16 protein-coding genes are annotated in these 14,159 nt (G+C 46.6%); 9 read left to right on the top strand and 7 right to left on the bottom strand.

Going from position 1 to position 14,159, the window contains the following annotated elements; genetic code table 11:
• The first annotated feature begins 693 nt into the window (after positions 1 to 693).
• Positions 694 to 930 carry a hypothetical protein gene (locus NDI52_RS33145; RefSeq protein WP_348257072.1) on the top strand — a complete coding sequence of 79 codons (237 nt, stop codon included), beginning with the start codon at positions 694 to 696 and terminating at the stop codon, positions 928 to 930.
• Positions 931 to 2,031: 1,101 nt separating this feature from the next.
• Here the strand turns inward: NDI52_RS33145 and NDI52_RS33140 are convergent.
• Positions 2,032 to 2,322, bottom strand: a complete 291-nt coding sequence (locus NDI52_RS33140; RefSeq protein WP_348257071.1) for a hypothetical protein — start codon at positions 2,320 to 2,322, stop codon at positions 2,032 to 2,034.
• Positions 2,323 to 2,738: 416 nt separating this feature from the next.
• Here NDI52_RS33140 and NDI52_RS33135 point away from each other — a divergent pair, with 416 nt between their 5' ends.
• On the top strand, positions 2,739 to 2,927 hold the full coding sequence (locus NDI52_RS33135; protein WP_348257070.1) for a hypothetical protein: 189 nt from the start codon (positions 2,739 to 2,741) through the stop codon (positions 2,925 to 2,927).
• 72 nt (positions 2,928 to 2,999) lie between these two features.
• Here the strand turns inward: NDI52_RS33135 and NDI52_RS33130 are convergent.
• Positions 3,000 to 3,678, bottom strand: a protein-coding gene (locus NDI52_RS33130; RefSeq protein ID WP_348257069.1) for an IS1 family transposase whose coding sequence is annotated in 2 segments (ribosomal slippage) — positions 3,000 to 3,356 and positions 3,358 to 3,678 — 678 coding nt in all. Because the reading frame shifts where the segments join, the coding sequence is not laid out codon by codon here.
• A 137-nt stretch (positions 3,679 to 3,815) separates the two neighbouring features.
• Between NDI52_RS33130 and NDI52_RS33125 the strand changes: the two genes are divergently transcribed.
• The 3 genes from NDI52_RS33125 to NDI52_RS33115 all read left to right on the top strand — a co-directional run bounded on the left by NDI52_RS33125 (position 3,816) and on the right by NDI52_RS33115 (position 5,346).
• Positions 3,816 to 4,115, top strand: a complete 300-nt coding sequence (locus NDI52_RS33125; protein WP_348257068.1) for a hypothetical protein — start codon at positions 3,816 to 3,818, stop codon at positions 4,113 to 4,115.
• 221 nt (positions 4,116 to 4,336) lie between these two features.
• Positions 4,337 to 4,474 carry a hypothetical protein gene (locus tag NDI52_RS33120; protein ID WP_348257067.1) on the top strand — a complete coding sequence of 46 codons (138 nt, stop codon included), beginning with the start codon at positions 4,337 to 4,339 and terminating at the stop codon, positions 4,472 to 4,474.
• 593 nt (positions 4,475 to 5,067) lie between these two features.
• Complete coding sequence (locus NDI52_RS33115; RefSeq protein ID WP_348257066.1) at positions 5,068 to 5,346, top strand: hypothetical protein; 279 nt, start codon at positions 5,068 to 5,070, stop codon at positions 5,344 to 5,346.
• Positions 5,347 to 5,803: 457 nt separating this feature from the next.
• Here NDI52_RS33115 and NDI52_RS33110 read toward each other — a convergent pair whose 3' ends face one another.
• Complete coding sequence (locus NDI52_RS33110) at positions 5,804 to 6,019, bottom strand: hypothetical protein (protein ID WP_348257065.1); 216 nt, start codon at positions 6,017 to 6,019, stop codon at positions 5,804 to 5,806.
• 181 nt (positions 6,020 to 6,200) lie between these two features.
• Here NDI52_RS33110 and NDI52_RS33105 point away from each other — a divergent pair, with 181 nt between their 5' ends.
• Entirely contained in the window at positions 6,201 to 6,374 is a 174-nt protein-coding gene (locus NDI52_RS33105; protein ID WP_348257064.1) for a hypothetical protein, read from the top strand.
• A 514-nt stretch (positions 6,375 to 6,888) separates the two neighbouring features.
• Here the strand turns inward: NDI52_RS33105 and NDI52_RS33100 are convergent.
• The gene (locus tag NDI52_RS33100) at positions 6,889 to 7,131 is read right to left on the bottom strand and encodes a hypothetical protein (protein WP_348257063.1); all 243 of its coding nucleotides are present in this window, start codon (positions 7,129 to 7,131) and stop codon (positions 6,889 to 6,891) included.
• Positions 7,132 to 8,220: 1,089 nt separating this feature from the next.
• On the opposite strand from NDI52_RS33100, the gene NDI52_RS33095 reads away from it, so the two are divergent.
• Entirely contained in the window at positions 8,221 to 8,661 is a 441-nt protein-coding gene (locus NDI52_RS33095) for a DUF1036 domain-containing protein (RefSeq protein ID WP_348257062.1), read from the top strand.
• Positions 8,662 to 9,066: 405 nt separating this feature from the next.
• On the opposite strand, the gene NDI52_RS33090 is transcribed toward NDI52_RS33095, so the two are convergent.
• Positions 9,067 to 9,333: a hypothetical protein gene (locus NDI52_RS33090; protein WP_348257061.1), complete on the bottom strand. Its 267-nt coding sequence runs from the start codon at positions 9,331 to 9,333 to the stop codon at positions 9,067 to 9,069.
• A 499-nt stretch (positions 9,334 to 9,832) separates the two neighbouring features.
• Here NDI52_RS33090 and NDI52_RS33085 point away from each other — a divergent pair, with 499 nt between their 5' ends.
• Together NDI52_RS33085 and NDI52_RS33080 are read left to right on the top strand one after the other, a co-directional pair.
• The gene (locus NDI52_RS33085) at positions 9,833 to 10,147 is read left to right on the top strand and encodes a hypothetical protein (protein WP_348257060.1); all 315 of its coding nucleotides are present in this window, start codon (positions 9,833 to 9,835) and stop codon (positions 10,145 to 10,147) included.
• Positions 10,148 to 10,488: 341 nt separating this feature from the next.
• Complete coding sequence (locus tag NDI52_RS33080; protein ID WP_348257059.1) at positions 10,489 to 10,680, top strand: hypothetical protein; 192 nt, start codon at positions 10,489 to 10,491, stop codon at positions 10,678 to 10,680.
• Between the two features lie 622 nt (positions 10,681 to 11,302).
• Here the strand turns inward: NDI52_RS33080 and NDI52_RS33075 are convergent.
• On the bottom strand, positions 11,303 to 11,614 hold the full coding sequence (locus tag NDI52_RS33075) for a hypothetical protein (RefSeq protein ID WP_348257058.1): 312 nt from the start codon (positions 11,612 to 11,614) through the stop codon (positions 11,303 to 11,305).
• A gap of 1,276 nt (positions 11,615 to 12,890) precedes the next feature.
• Complete coding sequence (locus tag NDI52_RS33070; protein ID WP_348257057.1) at positions 12,891 to 13,112, bottom strand: hypothetical protein; 222 nt, start codon at positions 13,110 to 13,112, stop codon at positions 12,891 to 12,893.
• Positions 13,113 to 14,159: the final 1,047 nt, after the last annotated feature.

The following is a 14,159-nucleotide window of genomic DNA, read 5'->3' as shown; positions in this document are numbered from 1 at the left end:
TGGTTTGAACTCCTCAAACAGATCCAAAGAAGTGCAGATATTGCCGCACAATATGGGTTTGAAATTGTTCTCAAATCATTGCCCAGCTTGACTTATGGGGAAAGGTGCAAGATCTGAGTTAGCTAGGCTACCAATTAACAGGGAGGCGATCCGCTATCGCCCTTTTGAAGAGTCGATGAATTAGGCATAACTCATTCTGAGAGTAGCCACGTCTACAGAAAGAGTAAATGCTTGGTAAATCCCGCTTGTACCATCTGAGGGGCGGGATTTTTTTTGCTTTCTGAACAAGTGGAAGCGACCGATCATAGAAAAGCCCTACCTAGCAGGAGGTGGGGAGCCATCAGGTGATATGCATCTTTCTGATACATATCAGGATGGATGATAGTCTTCTATCAAGAGAAAATTCCCTCCCATAAGGAAGGGGAGCGAGGTGGATTCAATATGGTTGAATATTAACTCTTCTTCAAATAAAGTCCCCTTCCTAGGAAAAGACCGAAGTGTACCAAATATGCGTTTGTCCCCCTGTAGGCAAAAAGCAATCCTGACATGGCTTCTTAAATCGTTCTTCAGGGAGTGAGGGGTGAACCAGTTAGCTCTAATCTCGCTCAAGGAACGGATTATCCTTGGAACAACTGAAAAAGTGAGGCAGTTAGAATGCTTTCTAATGAGGCAGAGACCAAACTGCAAGCCCGAATGATAGCAGATCGTTCCCCTCTGTCAGTCGATGAGGCCGAATACCTTATCTGGCTTACCGATGGGAACATGAAGCTACTGGACCAATGTGAAGAACTGGCAAAAAGAAGTGTAAGCTTTGCCTCCATAACTCAATGGATCGAGGGCAAGATAGGACAGGTTGAACCTGGTTCACAGGCTTACACCTTCTGTGAGGCGGTTCTAAACCTCGTCGCGAAACAGAAGCGGCAGCGTTAATAGACCAATGCACTAGTGGGGTTGAAACCCCAAACATGTGGCTGCTATGCAAGGTAACGAGGCAGAGATCAAGTTAAAAGCAAGAATGCTAGCAATTCGCCATCCACTAAAAGCAGATGAGGCCGAACACTTGCTTCGAGCTACAAATGGGGACGACGCATTGTTAAACGAGTGTCTAGTGCTCTTAAGGGAAGGTATAGGTCTTACTTTCATTAACGAATGGCTTCATGAAAAGCTGGGGCTGATTAAAGGAAGGTCTCAGGCGTATAAATTCTGTGAAGCAGTTCTCAATCTCTCATTAGGACCTCAGCGCAAGTTGCCATAAAAAACCCGCGCTATCTGAGGAAACGCGGGATACGACTGTAATCGTTGAATTCTGCCATGGAGAGTAGGAAGGATAGGTCTACCTAAAGGGCGATCACCACAAAAAGCCCACCTCAAACAACAGGAAGGTGGGTCTTAGTCCGTGATTAATTCAATTTAAATTATCCTCCGGAAAGGATAGTAGAAAAGGTTGCTTAGAATACCAAAGAGATCCAGCAAGGCAATCACCAACAAAAAACCGCCGATAGACTACGGCGGCCCCTCAGGTTTTCCAAATGTTTCAAACAGTTTCTCAGCGATCGCGACTGTTTACCATCTTCCTAAAAGGGCAACTTCTCCGTGTCACATCTTCCATAAATATGGGTTCGTACTAGGACGGGCGATCGCCTCTACCAGTCCCCCTCAGCAGGCACAGTAACCAGCAAACAAAAACCCGCATCACTTGTCGTTGATGCGGGGCAGCAGCTTTAGAAGTTTCCTTCTATGCATAAAAGAGGCGGCGGCGGCCTAAAAGCTTCACCCTTAGGTCAGAACAACCTCACAAAAAACCTTAGCTGCGCAGCCAGAGCCAAGAGTGTGTATACTTTTATTTGATCCTGCTACTTCCACTAGCGACCAACCACAGCCGAGCCCCAAACATTGGCGGCAGTGGGCAAGAGGATAGAGAGTAATGCGATCGCCCCCGAACAAAAGCCCGCATCCTGTGAGTAATGCGGGGGGGGGGAAATCAAGACTATTGGGATTGTGGCATAGAACATGCGATCGCTTTTTACCCATTTACCTGCCAGGGTTCACGTTCATTTGACGCTCAATATTTACCCGTGTATTCGAACAAAACTCAAGCCCAAGCCGGGCTCGCTCTAAAGTTTCATTTGCATACATAATCTCCTCTTCTAGGAGGGAGAGATAATGCTCGATTTCAGGAGTTGGAGGAATGTGATTCTCCATTGTAGATTTCCGACCCAACAGCATTTCATGAAGCTCTAAGGCTTCGTCATAGCAATATTGAATCTCTAAAAGAGCACGGTTACACTGGGTCAAGCGAAACCTCAGCTCATCAAGGTCCATAAAGTATTACCTCAGGGGTATGGCAATATCCTGTATTTAAAAGGAAGCGGTGCTCGTTGGACACCAACCAATTGGAAGATTCCAAACAATTGCCAAGTCTTGGCTCAGAACGATGCGCAATATCGGTCCTAAGACAGGTGGAGGCGATCGCCTCACCAAGCCCACCATTGAGAGGTAAACAGGCATTTGACCTATGCTACTGGCACTCTTGCATAGGAGGGGCGATCGCTCCCATTAGCCCCACTTCAGAACTCAGGAATCTTTCCTCGAACAAGCCCCTATGCTGCAAGCTGGGGTTATCTACTGTGGTTACAATCGCCCTCTCTCACAACTATTTAGACCGTCCTCCTTAAACAGAGATACTTCGGTGCAGAACTAACGTTAGATGATTATTGACAAAGTTTTCGTCATAAACTATGGATCACCTTCACCTGAATCTTGATGAACTTACGCTACTTGCATCGGCATTACTGGGCTATTACCAAGCTTGTAAGGAGGTCCATGGACACGGTAGCAAAACCCTTGCTGTCTCAGCGTTAGTCAAGAAAGTTCAGCACAAGATTGACTTTGAGAAACAGGCAGAAAGCGATCGCTTCAACCGATAGCCTTTAGAGTGGACAAGCAATCCTTATTGACAACAATGACTCCACTTTTGGCATTGCACAATAGGGAATGATTTAAGTAAATACTGGAATCTGATGATGCTTGAGATAGTAAATGAGTAACTGGACTGAGAGGGTTAACATCTCGACCGACTTGGAGTAACACAACGTCTTACGATGCAACCGAGCCAGGTAGTGCCGTAAGCGACAGTTCTCCCCTTCGACCCGTGTCATCGCTGTTTTACTGACTAAATGGTCTCCCTCCTCAATCACACAAGGGTACACCGGGTTTCCATCGGTGATGTACAGAAAACAAGCCCAACCCATCACAATCTGCCACAAAGGCTTAAAGGTCTCTAGCGAGTGGTCGCTCACTACGAACTTAAGGATGCCGGGATGTTTAGTGTTGACGACTGTCCACAACCAGATTTTGTTTTTTTTGACCCACAAAGGTTTCTAACTCATCGAGTTGAGCCGTTTCGGGAATCTCGTAATTCTCCTCAGGAATCGCTGCTGCTGCCTGACGCACCCAGTTGATCACACTGTTATGGTTGATGCCGGTGACTCGTTCGATCGCTCGAAAACCCATGCCGTTGAGGGACATAGTGACACAGAGGGCTTTGACCTCTGGAGTGTAGTTCTGCTGAGGATGGTCTCGAAACTGGCGACGACAGTCTCGGCACAAGTAGCTTTGCTTACCATTGCGATGCCCATTTTTAACAATTCTGTCGCTGGTGCAATGAGGACAATTCATAAAGCATTTTCAACTCTGCATCATTCTCATTATGCAACGCCCCACTTTTTTCTACATCGCCCCGAATCCTAGTCATTGAGCCCGATAATAATGTCCGGCCAACATTGAGACACAACCTGGAAATCTGGGGTTACGAAGTGGTCGTTGCCCTAGATGTAGCCGATGCTCTCCAACGTAGCCAACGAAGGCCTGAACACTTCGGCTTAATTTTAATGAACCAGGTTCGGCAGTCAATTGATGAAGTATTGGCAATTGGGGAACAGCTTCGCCAAAATGCAGGACTCGACCCCTATACTCCCATCCTTATCATGGCTGAGAACTACGGCCCTGACCTGGAAGGTCAGGATATCTCCGTGGGAAACAATGTGTATGTGTCCTATCTGGAAGACGGGGAACAGTTGAAAGCGATGCTCCAACAGTTGTGTCCAGTTTCGTGAGTTCCCATACACATCCGCAAAGGATGGCGATCGCCACCAGCGACCACACCGCAGCGGGCACCATCAGCCCACTTTTGTGTACTGTGCCTAATAAAAAGCTCGCCCCATGACGAGCAAGCTATCCCGTTAAATATGTCTTAATCATCCTATCCCTTAAAACATATTTCTACGGCAAGAACACGCGAAAGCAGTGGGGGATTCTACTCCTTTACTGCTCACCAATGACACCCACCAATCGGGCACCATCGGCCCGCTTTTTCGTGCACGGCACCAACGAAAAAGCCCGCGTTACCGTGGGTAGCGCGGGCGGAAATCAAGACTATTGGGATTGTGTTATGAGGCAGGCGATCGATTGGTGAATGGCCAGTAGGCAAAATCAGTAGACAGTTTGACTGTTTAACAGAACATGTGTATTTGGCAGTTGCTAGCACTCAATTTCGAAAGATATGGGCCTGTAACCTCTGGTTGTTCCTATACTTCTAAAGTTTCATCCTTCTATACAAAGGTAGTAGTAATGTGACAGAAGCTCCCATAGCAGGCTGGACAGTGCAAGACCCAGATTCCTCATGGCACGTTCCGCTTCCTTCCATTGACAATGCAGAATACCAAGTCGTTGTCTGCTTCTACCAAAGCAGGTGGATTCCGATTATGTTTTACCCTTTGAAAGGGGCCGTCGAATTGCACCAAAAGGCAAAGACTCTTGGACAAGAGCTATTTATTTTCCCGTCGAACAGAATGTTGATTCAGGAGCTTGAGTCCCACTGCAGGCACACTTTATAGAAACTACAGAAGGGGCTCTTAACCTACCAAAAGGAACCCATTTTCCCCTCTAGTCAATGCGGCGATCGCTTCACTGAGAGCGGCTCTGTTCTGGCTGCACACCGAGCTGAGCATTTTAGTGAGAGACTGTTAGCCAATTAAGCGAGGTAAGGAAACAATCAGGAGCAACGCTATGCAGGACAGTGAAGCAGAGCTCAAGTTAAGAGCAAGAATCATGGCGATCGCCTCTGCTTTGGGTGTTAACGATGCCGAGTACCTTATTCGAATCACAGCAGGGGATGCGGAATTATTAGATGAGTGTCTAGCGCTTATGAACAAAGGCATAAGCATTACCACTATCAATACATGGCTCGCTGAAAAGATGAACGTAACCCACGAAAGTTCCCAAGCCTATAAAACTTGTGAGGCTGTTCTAAATCTATCGGTCAGGCGTGAGCACAATCCTGAATAACAACCCGCACTACTTGGGGGAAACGCGTTTTGCGCTTGAAGCTGCCGGATTGTGACCTGGAAGCGAGGGACTATACGTTCATCTGAAGGGCGATCGTCTTCTCTAGGACAAGTTTGAAGGTGGAATTCTATGCTTAGTGTTGCCCCTCATTTCGTCTACCTCATGCCACCCGCCCATATAGGGTTCATCCTGGGGGGCTCGGGGAGATAGATGAAGGTCAAGATAATGATGAGTAAATCCAATTGCTTTTCGCGCTTCAGGCGGCTGAGCACTTATCCACAAAAGGAACTCATCAACATCTATATGTCAGTAGACCTCACTAAATCTAGCCTGATCCATTGAACAGAGATATTGTGAGGATCTTGTGGGGACAAACTCAGCCACAAAAAACCGCCCTCAACTCGACGGCGGCAAAAATCATAGGCACTTGGCTTAGGATTCCCAGCGATCGCCTTCTCTAGGACAAGTTTGGCGGTGGCAGAGGTATATCTTTAGCTTTAACCCCTATAGCTTCTGCCTCATTCCATCCACTCATGTACGCCTCGTCCTGGGGAGCTCGGGGAGATAGGTAAAGGTCTAGATAGTAATCAACGAATCCAATTGCTTTTCGGGCTTCAGGTGGCTGAGCACTCACCCATAAAAGGAATTCATCCACATCTACAGCTTTATGCATTGAAAAAGACAAAGAACCTCCGTGAGACACCAGAGGGGGGTCCTTATTTATTTGTGCAAACGCTCTACTTTATGGGATTGAATGTCAAAAAATTGTGCAACCGACAAAAGCCAATCGTTGAGGCGTGGGTAGGCATTTGACTTATGCTGCTGGCATTGCTGCATAGAAGGGGCGCTCGCCAATGACCCAACAAAAGCGCCCCAACTGTAGGGGCCAGGGCGCGAGTCATTTCTTCATTTGCCTTTATCCTCCCATTCCCTATGGCGCAGCTCTACAGCAGATCCACCAGCAATACGGGGGGCAGCGGCTGTGGCGATTCGGTGGGGCTGCGGAGAGGAACGATCGCCTTTGCTAGTTGCAATCAAGGAACCCACCGTCCAAGAGTAAGACGGCGCATGATTGGCGGATGAAAAAATAAACTTTCATTGCGACACTAGAAACATATCTCTGTTGATGGCATCCACTCAATGATCGGTTCCCTACAAAGCGCGAAAACTACGGCTTCTGAGCTTGGCTATTGCTTGATTCTCAATCGGTATACCAGCCATGAGCATTACACCTTAACGAATGTAGGAACTCGGCAACATATTATATCATGTCTGGTTAAATGCACATGATATAAGGTCAGGGAAAAACGCTGGAGTGCTTGCTAAATCGTCATTGTGCAAAAGTGAGTATTATGTGCATTTAAGGCGACATGATATTACTTACAAGTCTTTAGATGCCGTCATTAGCTTTTTGGAAACCAGAAAAAAGCATATCAACCGGAAGGTTATTTAGGCGAGCGCCAAAAGAAGATCACCATGAACTCACGGCGGCAAAACCCTATAGGTACCGTTAGATAGCTGCCTGAAGAAGCGATTGCAACATCAAAACTGTGTGTTGTGGTCCGGCGATTCTAGCTCGGCGGCTATTTCGCCCAAAGCCTTACTGATGGCTGCGATCGCTGTCATTCGCTCAGCATCAGACAATGATTGAACAGATTCCAGTAGGGACTGGATAAGAACTCTCTTTGAAGCGAAGTTCTCTTCACCTTCCACACGCTTTAACAGAAATTCCAAGCCTCTTACCAGTAGCTCAGCGTCCTCGTCTGTCAGTAATATTTCACCCATTTCTCAGCAAAAAAAGTATGGAATAACCTATTCTTCCCCAGCCCTTTCAAGGTCGATTGAGCTATTTTTAACAATTCATAAAATCCTTCCCAGATGAGAATTACAGTCTTTTGAGTATGAGAATCTACCGTCTACAAGCTAGAGCCATTCTGATAGAAACTGACGAAAACTTTGGACAAGAATATTCAAAACGCTCTTAAACAGGGCAATTTCTCTCAGTTTTTAGTACTTTTGCCCTCCTGTCAAGGATAGGTGAACATGATTAAAGCTCTTGCTGGGTGCTGATCTCAGCCAATTATAAAGCTCTTTGGCAGTACACCTTGAAAGAGCTGCTATTCTTCCCTTGATGAGGTGAGATAGGTGTGGCCAATGCAACTAGAAAACTACCCCATTGACTGTAGCGGTGGGAGATGCGGGGCGATTGAACTACAGCAGATTTGACGAAGGTGAGGTTCTACTTTTGGATTTAATCCCTCTTGCGGCTGCCTCATTCCATCCATGCATATAAAACTCGTCCTGAGGGATTCGAGGGGATAGATGAAGATCAAGATAATAATCAACAAATCCAGCTGATTTTCGGACTTGAGAAGGCTGAGCACTCAACCACCCAACAGACTCATCTACCTCTACATTCATTAATAAAACCCAAATATATTTAGATGAATCTATTAAATAGGGCAAATGTGAGAATCTTGTGTGGAGCGATCCCCAAAAGAAAACCGCCATCATTGACGGCGGCAAAACCCTATAGGTACCGGGCTTAGGATTCCCAGCGATCGCGCTATGGTCCAACCTGGCAGGATATGGGGCGGAACTAGCCCGCCTTAGTGAGGAGCTGCGGAAGGTTGAGGCTATGGCAGCAAGGTTAGGTCTGGAGTTGCCGCGAGTGCCCAATAGCAGTTGAGCTATAAGTTCGATAACTATATTTCTTAGTATTAGAAGTGCAATCATTGCAGTAGTATTCACTGCATTTGGCATGAAGCAGCTAAACGTTTTCTTGCTGCACATTTACCTAAACTATCTAATTAGATTTCTTATTAGAGAATAGGTTTAACCTAACAACATCAATCATTGGATTGGAGAGGACTAATGAAACTCAAAAGTTTGATGGTAGCTGTAGGGACAGGAATAGCTACTTGTTTATCCTCTTTCATGTTCGCCACTTCAGCAGATGCTGCCCTGACCGTATGTAATCGAGCGGGGTCAAGGGCTTTTGTAGCAATCAGCTATTATGCAGACGGTACAGCTTGGACAAGGGGATGGGTACAACTTGAACCTGGTGCGTGTGACATAGCTTTTGCTGGCAGAGTTAGTAATTCGGACATTGGGGTTTATGCAGAAACCTTTAACGCAGTGGTTGAATCAGGTGATGTTCGCAGATGTGTAATCTGGGTGCAACATCAGCAATCATGGACAATTCGTGGTGCAGATCGGCAAGATCGTTGTATAGGAACGGGAAGGGAAATGAAGGGTTTCAGTTTCTTTAGAACTGGAGCCAGTCCTGACTACACCTACGAGGTTTACGATTAGTACAATTTGCAGCAGAGCATCTGTCAGCACTCAGTAGAGGTTGGCAGTTGAGGCTGGATGAAGCTTTGACTTATCCCCATTAGCGGTGAGTAGGGGAGAATCTTAATTCATGCTGCTGGTATTCTCCCATAGACAGCGATCGCTCTCATAACGCTCTACCTCTGCACTCGGTCTGTGTCGCCTGCGGATCGATTTTGCTGACACTGGTAGGAGCGTAAACAAAAACCACCCAAGGCGGCGCGGGTGGTTGAAAGATTTATCTTGTCTCCTAATCCACCTATCCCACCCGACAATGCTCTACAGCAGATCCACCAGCAATGCGGGGCAGTGGTTGAGGCGGTTCGGGGGTGATGCGGTGTCGGCAGTGATTGGGGTGAATAGCGTTCGCCATGGAGGGCAGCAATCTTAAAATTGATTCACTCTCGACAAACTAACTTCACCTGTTAGCGTTCCATCAACATAGATGTAGAAAATTTGGTAAGGCGAACCGGCTCTTATCCACTCCTGGCTCAAGCTGAGCAACATTCTAGCAACTTCCTTGTTAGGCGCATCAATCATCAAAACCGCTTCAATATCGGTCAGTTGGCACTTTAACAACAAAGCTTTATGGGCGTCCGACAGAGAAAGACTAAGTATTGCTCTTTTTGTAAAATCCAGCGCGGGAAGATGCATCAACAGGAATCAATAAAACACTGTAGATCCATTGAAAATTATCTTTGTGAGGATCTTGTGAGGGCGAACGCCAGCATTGCTATAACCGAACACATTCTTCTTATAAATACAGTAAAGTTTGCAGAGCTCGCTGCCGAACTCTGCAAGCAAGAAAGCCGCCAAATAAGATTGACGGCTGACACTTTTGTGAATTGATCACCGACGATTCTAGTCGATGGAAAATAGCCCTTCCATAGCTCACGAGGCTGAGGGCAAGGACGATCGCAACAAAAACCCGCACTGACTGCGAGGGCAATGCGGGTAGTAAGGTCATTATTAGGATATTGTCCCATGAAGAACTGGGATAGAGGATGCAGCGGCAGGGCGATCGCCAACCACCCAATAAAGCCCCTCACTGCTGCAACTGTGAATAGATGCCGAGAAAATTTTCGCTGATGGCATCCAAAAAGGATGCTCTTTCGTACAAGAAAAGTACAGCTGTGTCTGGAGTCGTTTCCTCATGAATGCTGACGACCTTCGGCAACGTTTACTTGAGTGCGATCGCTACATCCTCGAATTACAGCATGAGCTAACAGAAGCCTTGGAATATAAACAGGTATTACTAAAGCATCATGCTGTCCTATCGTCCTGCAAACGGATTGGCCCAGAATTTGAAACTAGATTTCGAGTACTAGAGAAAGAAGTAACTCGAGCAAGTACTGTACTGGAAAGGCTTCGCTCCAATATTGCCAGTGTCTTAGAGTTGCGGACAAGCATTGAGTGTTCGATCACCAAAAGAAAACCGCCATCAATCGACAGCAGCAATCCCCTATAGGTACTTGGCTTAGGATTCTCGGCGATCGCCAATGCCCCAATAAAAAAACCACCCCAGACAACCAGGGCGGGCAAATCTCCTTTACAGCAGGCTGCGCTGCAGTTGCCCTTATACTCTCACCCATCCCCGTAACTACAGCAGATCCACCAGCAATGCGGGGAGTAGTGGTTGAGGGCGTTAGGTGGTGGTGCGGAGAGGGGCGATCGCAGGGGATTTACGCAAAGAGCTAGTTTTTTTTCTTGATGCCGCATGCGTCATTTCTAAAAACTATGGAAATCTACAGTGTTGAGTCTGTTTAACAACCTTTATTCTTAGAAAGTTGTTAGATTTTATGCCCTAAGATGGAAGACTTGATGTGGCTGATTGTGCTGCCTCCCGAAGGACGGGAGTCAGTTGGATTTGTTGACTATGACCTTTCACTCAGTCAATCCCCTCGTCTGCCCCACGATGAAGCCTATATGAGAGGCTGGAACGAGGCTCAAGAACTAGCGACAAAATCCCTGAGAAATAAAGCATCACGCAAAGCTGCATAGCATAACGCAGCGCAGGATGAAGGTTTCGATAGGCTTACGGAGCGGGGTGACACCCTCCACCCCTAGCAATCGTGAGTAGGAGATAGTACTTACAGGGATCTAATCAGTCAAAAAGCTGCCTTTCAGTTCGTCATGCATAGCCGTGCCGAACTGGGAGGCATCATTAAAGGAAATCTAATCGATGCTCACCGTAATGGGATACACTTCCGTGTTGGCTTATCAGCTTGGCTATCTGCTTGAGGAAGTCGAGGAGGAAACTGCAACGCACTATGTTTTAGTTAGACTTGAAAGCCGATCTTGCACTGCCTACAAAACGCTAGATGCTGTCTTCAATTTCCTAGTAGCTAAACAAGAAATGATAAGCCAATAACAAAAAAACCGCATCCTGTGAGGAAATGCGGGCGGAAATCAAGATTATTGGGATTGTGGCATAGATAAAAAAACGCTATCAAATCGACGGCGGCAACCCCTATAGGTACTGGGCTTAGAATTCCCGGCAACCACTGCCCTCCCTACCCCTTCCTTCGTGGGTTTGCTGCCTGTACGTGAGGTAATGGGCTGGATAAATCTGGAAGCGGATGGGATTACTCAAGAGGTGCTATCTGCCCTTAAGAGTAGAGAGCTATGAAGCGATAAATATCGTAGCTAAAGGATTCCTTAGGCTAACCCACACCCTATACTGTTGTTTCGAGACACTGATGATTGTTGGCACCCCCTGCTCAATCAACTCACAGCCGAACCGATAAGCCTCTAATCGATTACTGCCGTCAAACTCTTTTGCTAGCCCATAAAGCTCATTTCTATACACCATTCCATCGCGAACAGCATGCACCCAATAGAATTTGAGCAGGGTGATTTGTTGTTCTTTAACTACGCTAGGAACTAGCTCCAGCGTGGTTATTGCTGCTGAAACTGCATGGCTTGGCTTTGACATTAACCTGTTCGTATTAGTAGTAAGGATTTAGAGGCTCTGGCACACCCTATTCGTCAGTACTACGTGGTTGCATTGCTCCTTTAGCAGACCTATTCACAACACTGAACTGATCTGCATAACTCATGGCTAGCGCCTCGAAGCTTCCAATAATGTTGCTGGAACAGTAACGTTATTGGAAGGTTGTGAATCAGAACGCGTTTCTTGTTTACTACCTGCAGCAGTGGGATACTAATGGATCTTATTCTTGTGAATCTGCAAGGGAAAGTTGCCCTTGTTACATTCCTCTATAAATTACCCGATCTTTACATTTCTCTGATTCAACAGTGTTGCTATACCCACCTCACAACGTCTCCCCAGAACTTACCTGTAAATATTTAGAAGGCGTTATTGATTTTTGGGAAATCAGGCAGAACAAGCAAAGTAGCAACTTAAGCAATCGCCTCACAGCACTTTACCTTTGCACTGTATCTCTATAGCTTGTGAGTCGATCTTGCTAATACTGCTAGGAGCGCAAACAAAAAGCCCGCATCCTGTGAGTGGGAGCGGGCTGAAATCAAGGCTATTGGGATTGTGGCATGGGAAGGCGATCGCCCTCTAGTCTGACCTAGCCCAGCACCATTAACCCGTTTCCTCGTGCGGGCTACGCGCACACAAAAACATCCACCACAAGAAGGGCGTTGCAAGGGGAAAAGGAAAGAACTTCCTTGTTAGGGCATGGATATGGAGATTGAGAGATACGCTAGTGGGCAAAATTTGTAACCTTGGAAACGAGTTATGGAGTGAGGATTACAGATTATGTGCAATAAGGAGACTGGCTTTATTTGCTCAGAACCAGCTCAAGAACTTACCTGCTTACTGGAGCAAGTTGCAGCCCTCAAAACCTCACTAGAAGATAGGCAAGGTGACCTGGAATTGGCACACATACATCCATAAGCTTGAACCGGGAAAATCAACAGCTAACAGAAGCCCTGCTCCTCACCCTCGCACAGGCTAAAGAGCTTGCAAGAAGAGCCTTAAAGGAACAGGAAACAACGACAGATGCACTGGCATGGCTACTTAGCGAAATATACGGTGAGATGGTACACCCCCCCGAGTTAGAAGGCTAGGCATAAGATACGGCCCTAAATACGTGCACCAATGACAAGAGATCGCCAACGACCTCAACAAAAATTGCTCCTGTTTCAGTGATGACGCTGTTAAAGGAGCGAGGTGACCAGCCCTGAAAGTACGGTCCCAGCGCACAAGCGCACAGACAACTATCTAACCCCTGGGACAATCAATCTGCTTTAGATATATCTATACCAATCTGTACCGAAAATGCTTGTTCACTGCCAGGGATAGGAAAGCCATAGGGTGTGCAAAATTTTGCAGTGATGAGTTTCCCGTTGAATGTTCCTACAACGAGGCTACAGGCCATATAAGTAGGCTTTCCCGTTCTCGCGATCGTTGGGTAAAAACCTTCACTTATTTGAGGGTCTTCAATTTCTTTAAACCGCATCCCTTACCCCTTCCTAAAGCAGCGTTATTACTAAACGGCTCGATGAACAGAGCAAAACCATATAGGTATCGAGATTAGGACTCCTGGCGATCGCCCTTCCAACAAAAACCCGCACTGACTGCGAGGGCAACGCGGGTAGTCATGTCATTATTAGAATATTGTTCCACAGAGCCTTGGTCGGTGAGAGGAACAAGAGGGCGATCGCATCCCTCTTATCGCCCCGTTGAATTACTCTTCTGGCACCTTAACTAAGTCTTTGCAAGAAACCCCTACAAGCAAACGTTGCTCTGAGTCAGTACAAACAACTGAACCAGTTCGCGCACTCACTGCAACAACAATCAGCGTCCTCTTGCCATAATCCCACGCTATTCCAGGGTCGCTGCCGACGTAGTGCACCGTATCCCCCCTTTGCAAACCCATAGAAAAACACGCAACACACAACGCATCTCCAATAGTTATCAGAGGGGCAACGGTTTCCTGAAGCAGTAAAGGTAAAGTTAATTAGTATCACCAAGGGATGAAGTTGGCGACGGCAAACTCCCATGAGGGCATATCCAAAACGGCAAAAAAAAAGCTCCCCCTAGGAGGCAGGCGAGAGCAGTCCGTGATTAATTCAATTAATATTCTCCTCTAGAAAAGAGAATGAGAAAGGTTAGCTAGGCTACCAAGTAAGAATGCAGTCCACAACAAAAACATTGGGGGGCGGGGAGGAAAAGATCGCCCTTTTAAAAGTTAGTGAACTAGGCGTAACTCATCCTGAGATTTGCCACATCCATGGAAAGAGTAAATGTTTGTTAAATCCCGCCTGTACCATCTGAGGGGCGGGATTTTTTCTCCTTGGATAAGGAGGCACTCGCCAACAAAAAGCGGCAGGCTTAGTTGTCGGTCCTATCAGAATTAAATTCGCCTTCAATGTCCTCTAAAGCGTTCACCGTTTCAGTAGATGGAATACGCCAATCTAGCAACCCCAATTGCTGCCGCGTTTTTCCAGTTGTTACTTCAATTCGTTGCAATAAACTTTCAATGCAATTGTACTGGTAAGTAAAA

The sequence above is a fragment of the Leptolyngbya sp. PL-A3 genome, from assembly GCF_039962325.1.
Taxonomy (GTDB): Bacteria; Cyanobacteriota; Cyanobacteriia; order Elainellales; family Elainellaceae; genus Vacuolonema.
The sequence above is the reverse complement of the archived record's forward strand: the minus strand, read 5'-3'. Positions and strand labels throughout refer to the sequence as shown.

Bases quoted from the DNA above. Each gene is read 5' to 3' on its own strand.
- NDI52_RS33145 (WP_348257072.1), top strand. From the start codon at position 694: ATGATAGCAGATCGTTCCCCTCTGTCAGTCGATGAGGCCGAATACCTT.
- NDI52_RS33140 (WP_348257071.1), bottom strand. From the start codon at position 2,322: ATGGACCTTGATGAGCTGAGGTTTCGCTTGACCCAGTGTAACCGTGCT.
- NDI52_RS33135 (WP_348257070.1), top strand. From the start codon at position 2,739: ATGGATCACCTTCACCTGAATCTTGATGAACTTACGCTACTTGCATCG.
- NDI52_RS33120 (WP_348257067.1), top strand. From the start codon at position 4,337: ATGACACCCACCAATCGGGCACCATCGGCCCGCTTTTTCGTGCACGGC.
- NDI52_RS33115 (WP_348257066.1), top strand. From the start codon at position 5,068: ATGCAGGACAGTGAAGCAGAGCTCAAGTTAAGAGCAAGAATCATGGCG.
- NDI52_RS33110 (WP_348257065.1), bottom strand. From the start codon at position 6,019: ATGCATAAAGCTGTAGATGTGGATGAATTCCTTTTATGGGTGAGTGCT.
- NDI52_RS33105 (WP_348257064.1), top strand. From the start codon at position 6,201: ATGACCCAACAAAAGCGCCCCAACTGTAGGGGCCAGGGCGCGAGTCAT.
- NDI52_RS33100 (WP_348257063.1), bottom strand. From the start codon at position 7,131: ATGGGTGAAATATTACTGACAGACGAGGACGCTGAGCTACTGGTAAGA.
- NDI52_RS33095 (WP_348257062.1), top strand. From the start codon at position 8,221: ATGAAACTCAAAAGTTTGATGGTAGCTGTAGGGACAGGAATAGCTACT.
- NDI52_RS33090 (WP_348257061.1), bottom strand. From the start codon at position 9,333: ATGCATCTTCCCGCGCTGGATTTTACAAAAAGAGCAATACTTAGTCTT.
- NDI52_RS33085 (WP_348257060.1), top strand. From the start codon at position 9,833: ATGAATGCTGACGACCTTCGGCAACGTTTACTTGAGTGCGATCGCTAC.
- NDI52_RS33080 (WP_348257059.1), top strand. From the start codon at position 10,489: ATGGAAGACTTGATGTGGCTGATTGTGCTGCCTCCCGAAGGACGGGAG.
- NDI52_RS33075 (WP_348257058.1), bottom strand. From the start codon at position 11,614: ATGTCAAAGCCAAGCCATGCAGTTTCAGCAGCAATAACCACGCTGGAG.
- NDI52_RS33070 (WP_348257057.1), bottom strand. From the start codon at position 13,112: ATGCGGTTTAAAGAAATTGAAGACCCTCAAATAAGTGAAGGTTTTTAC.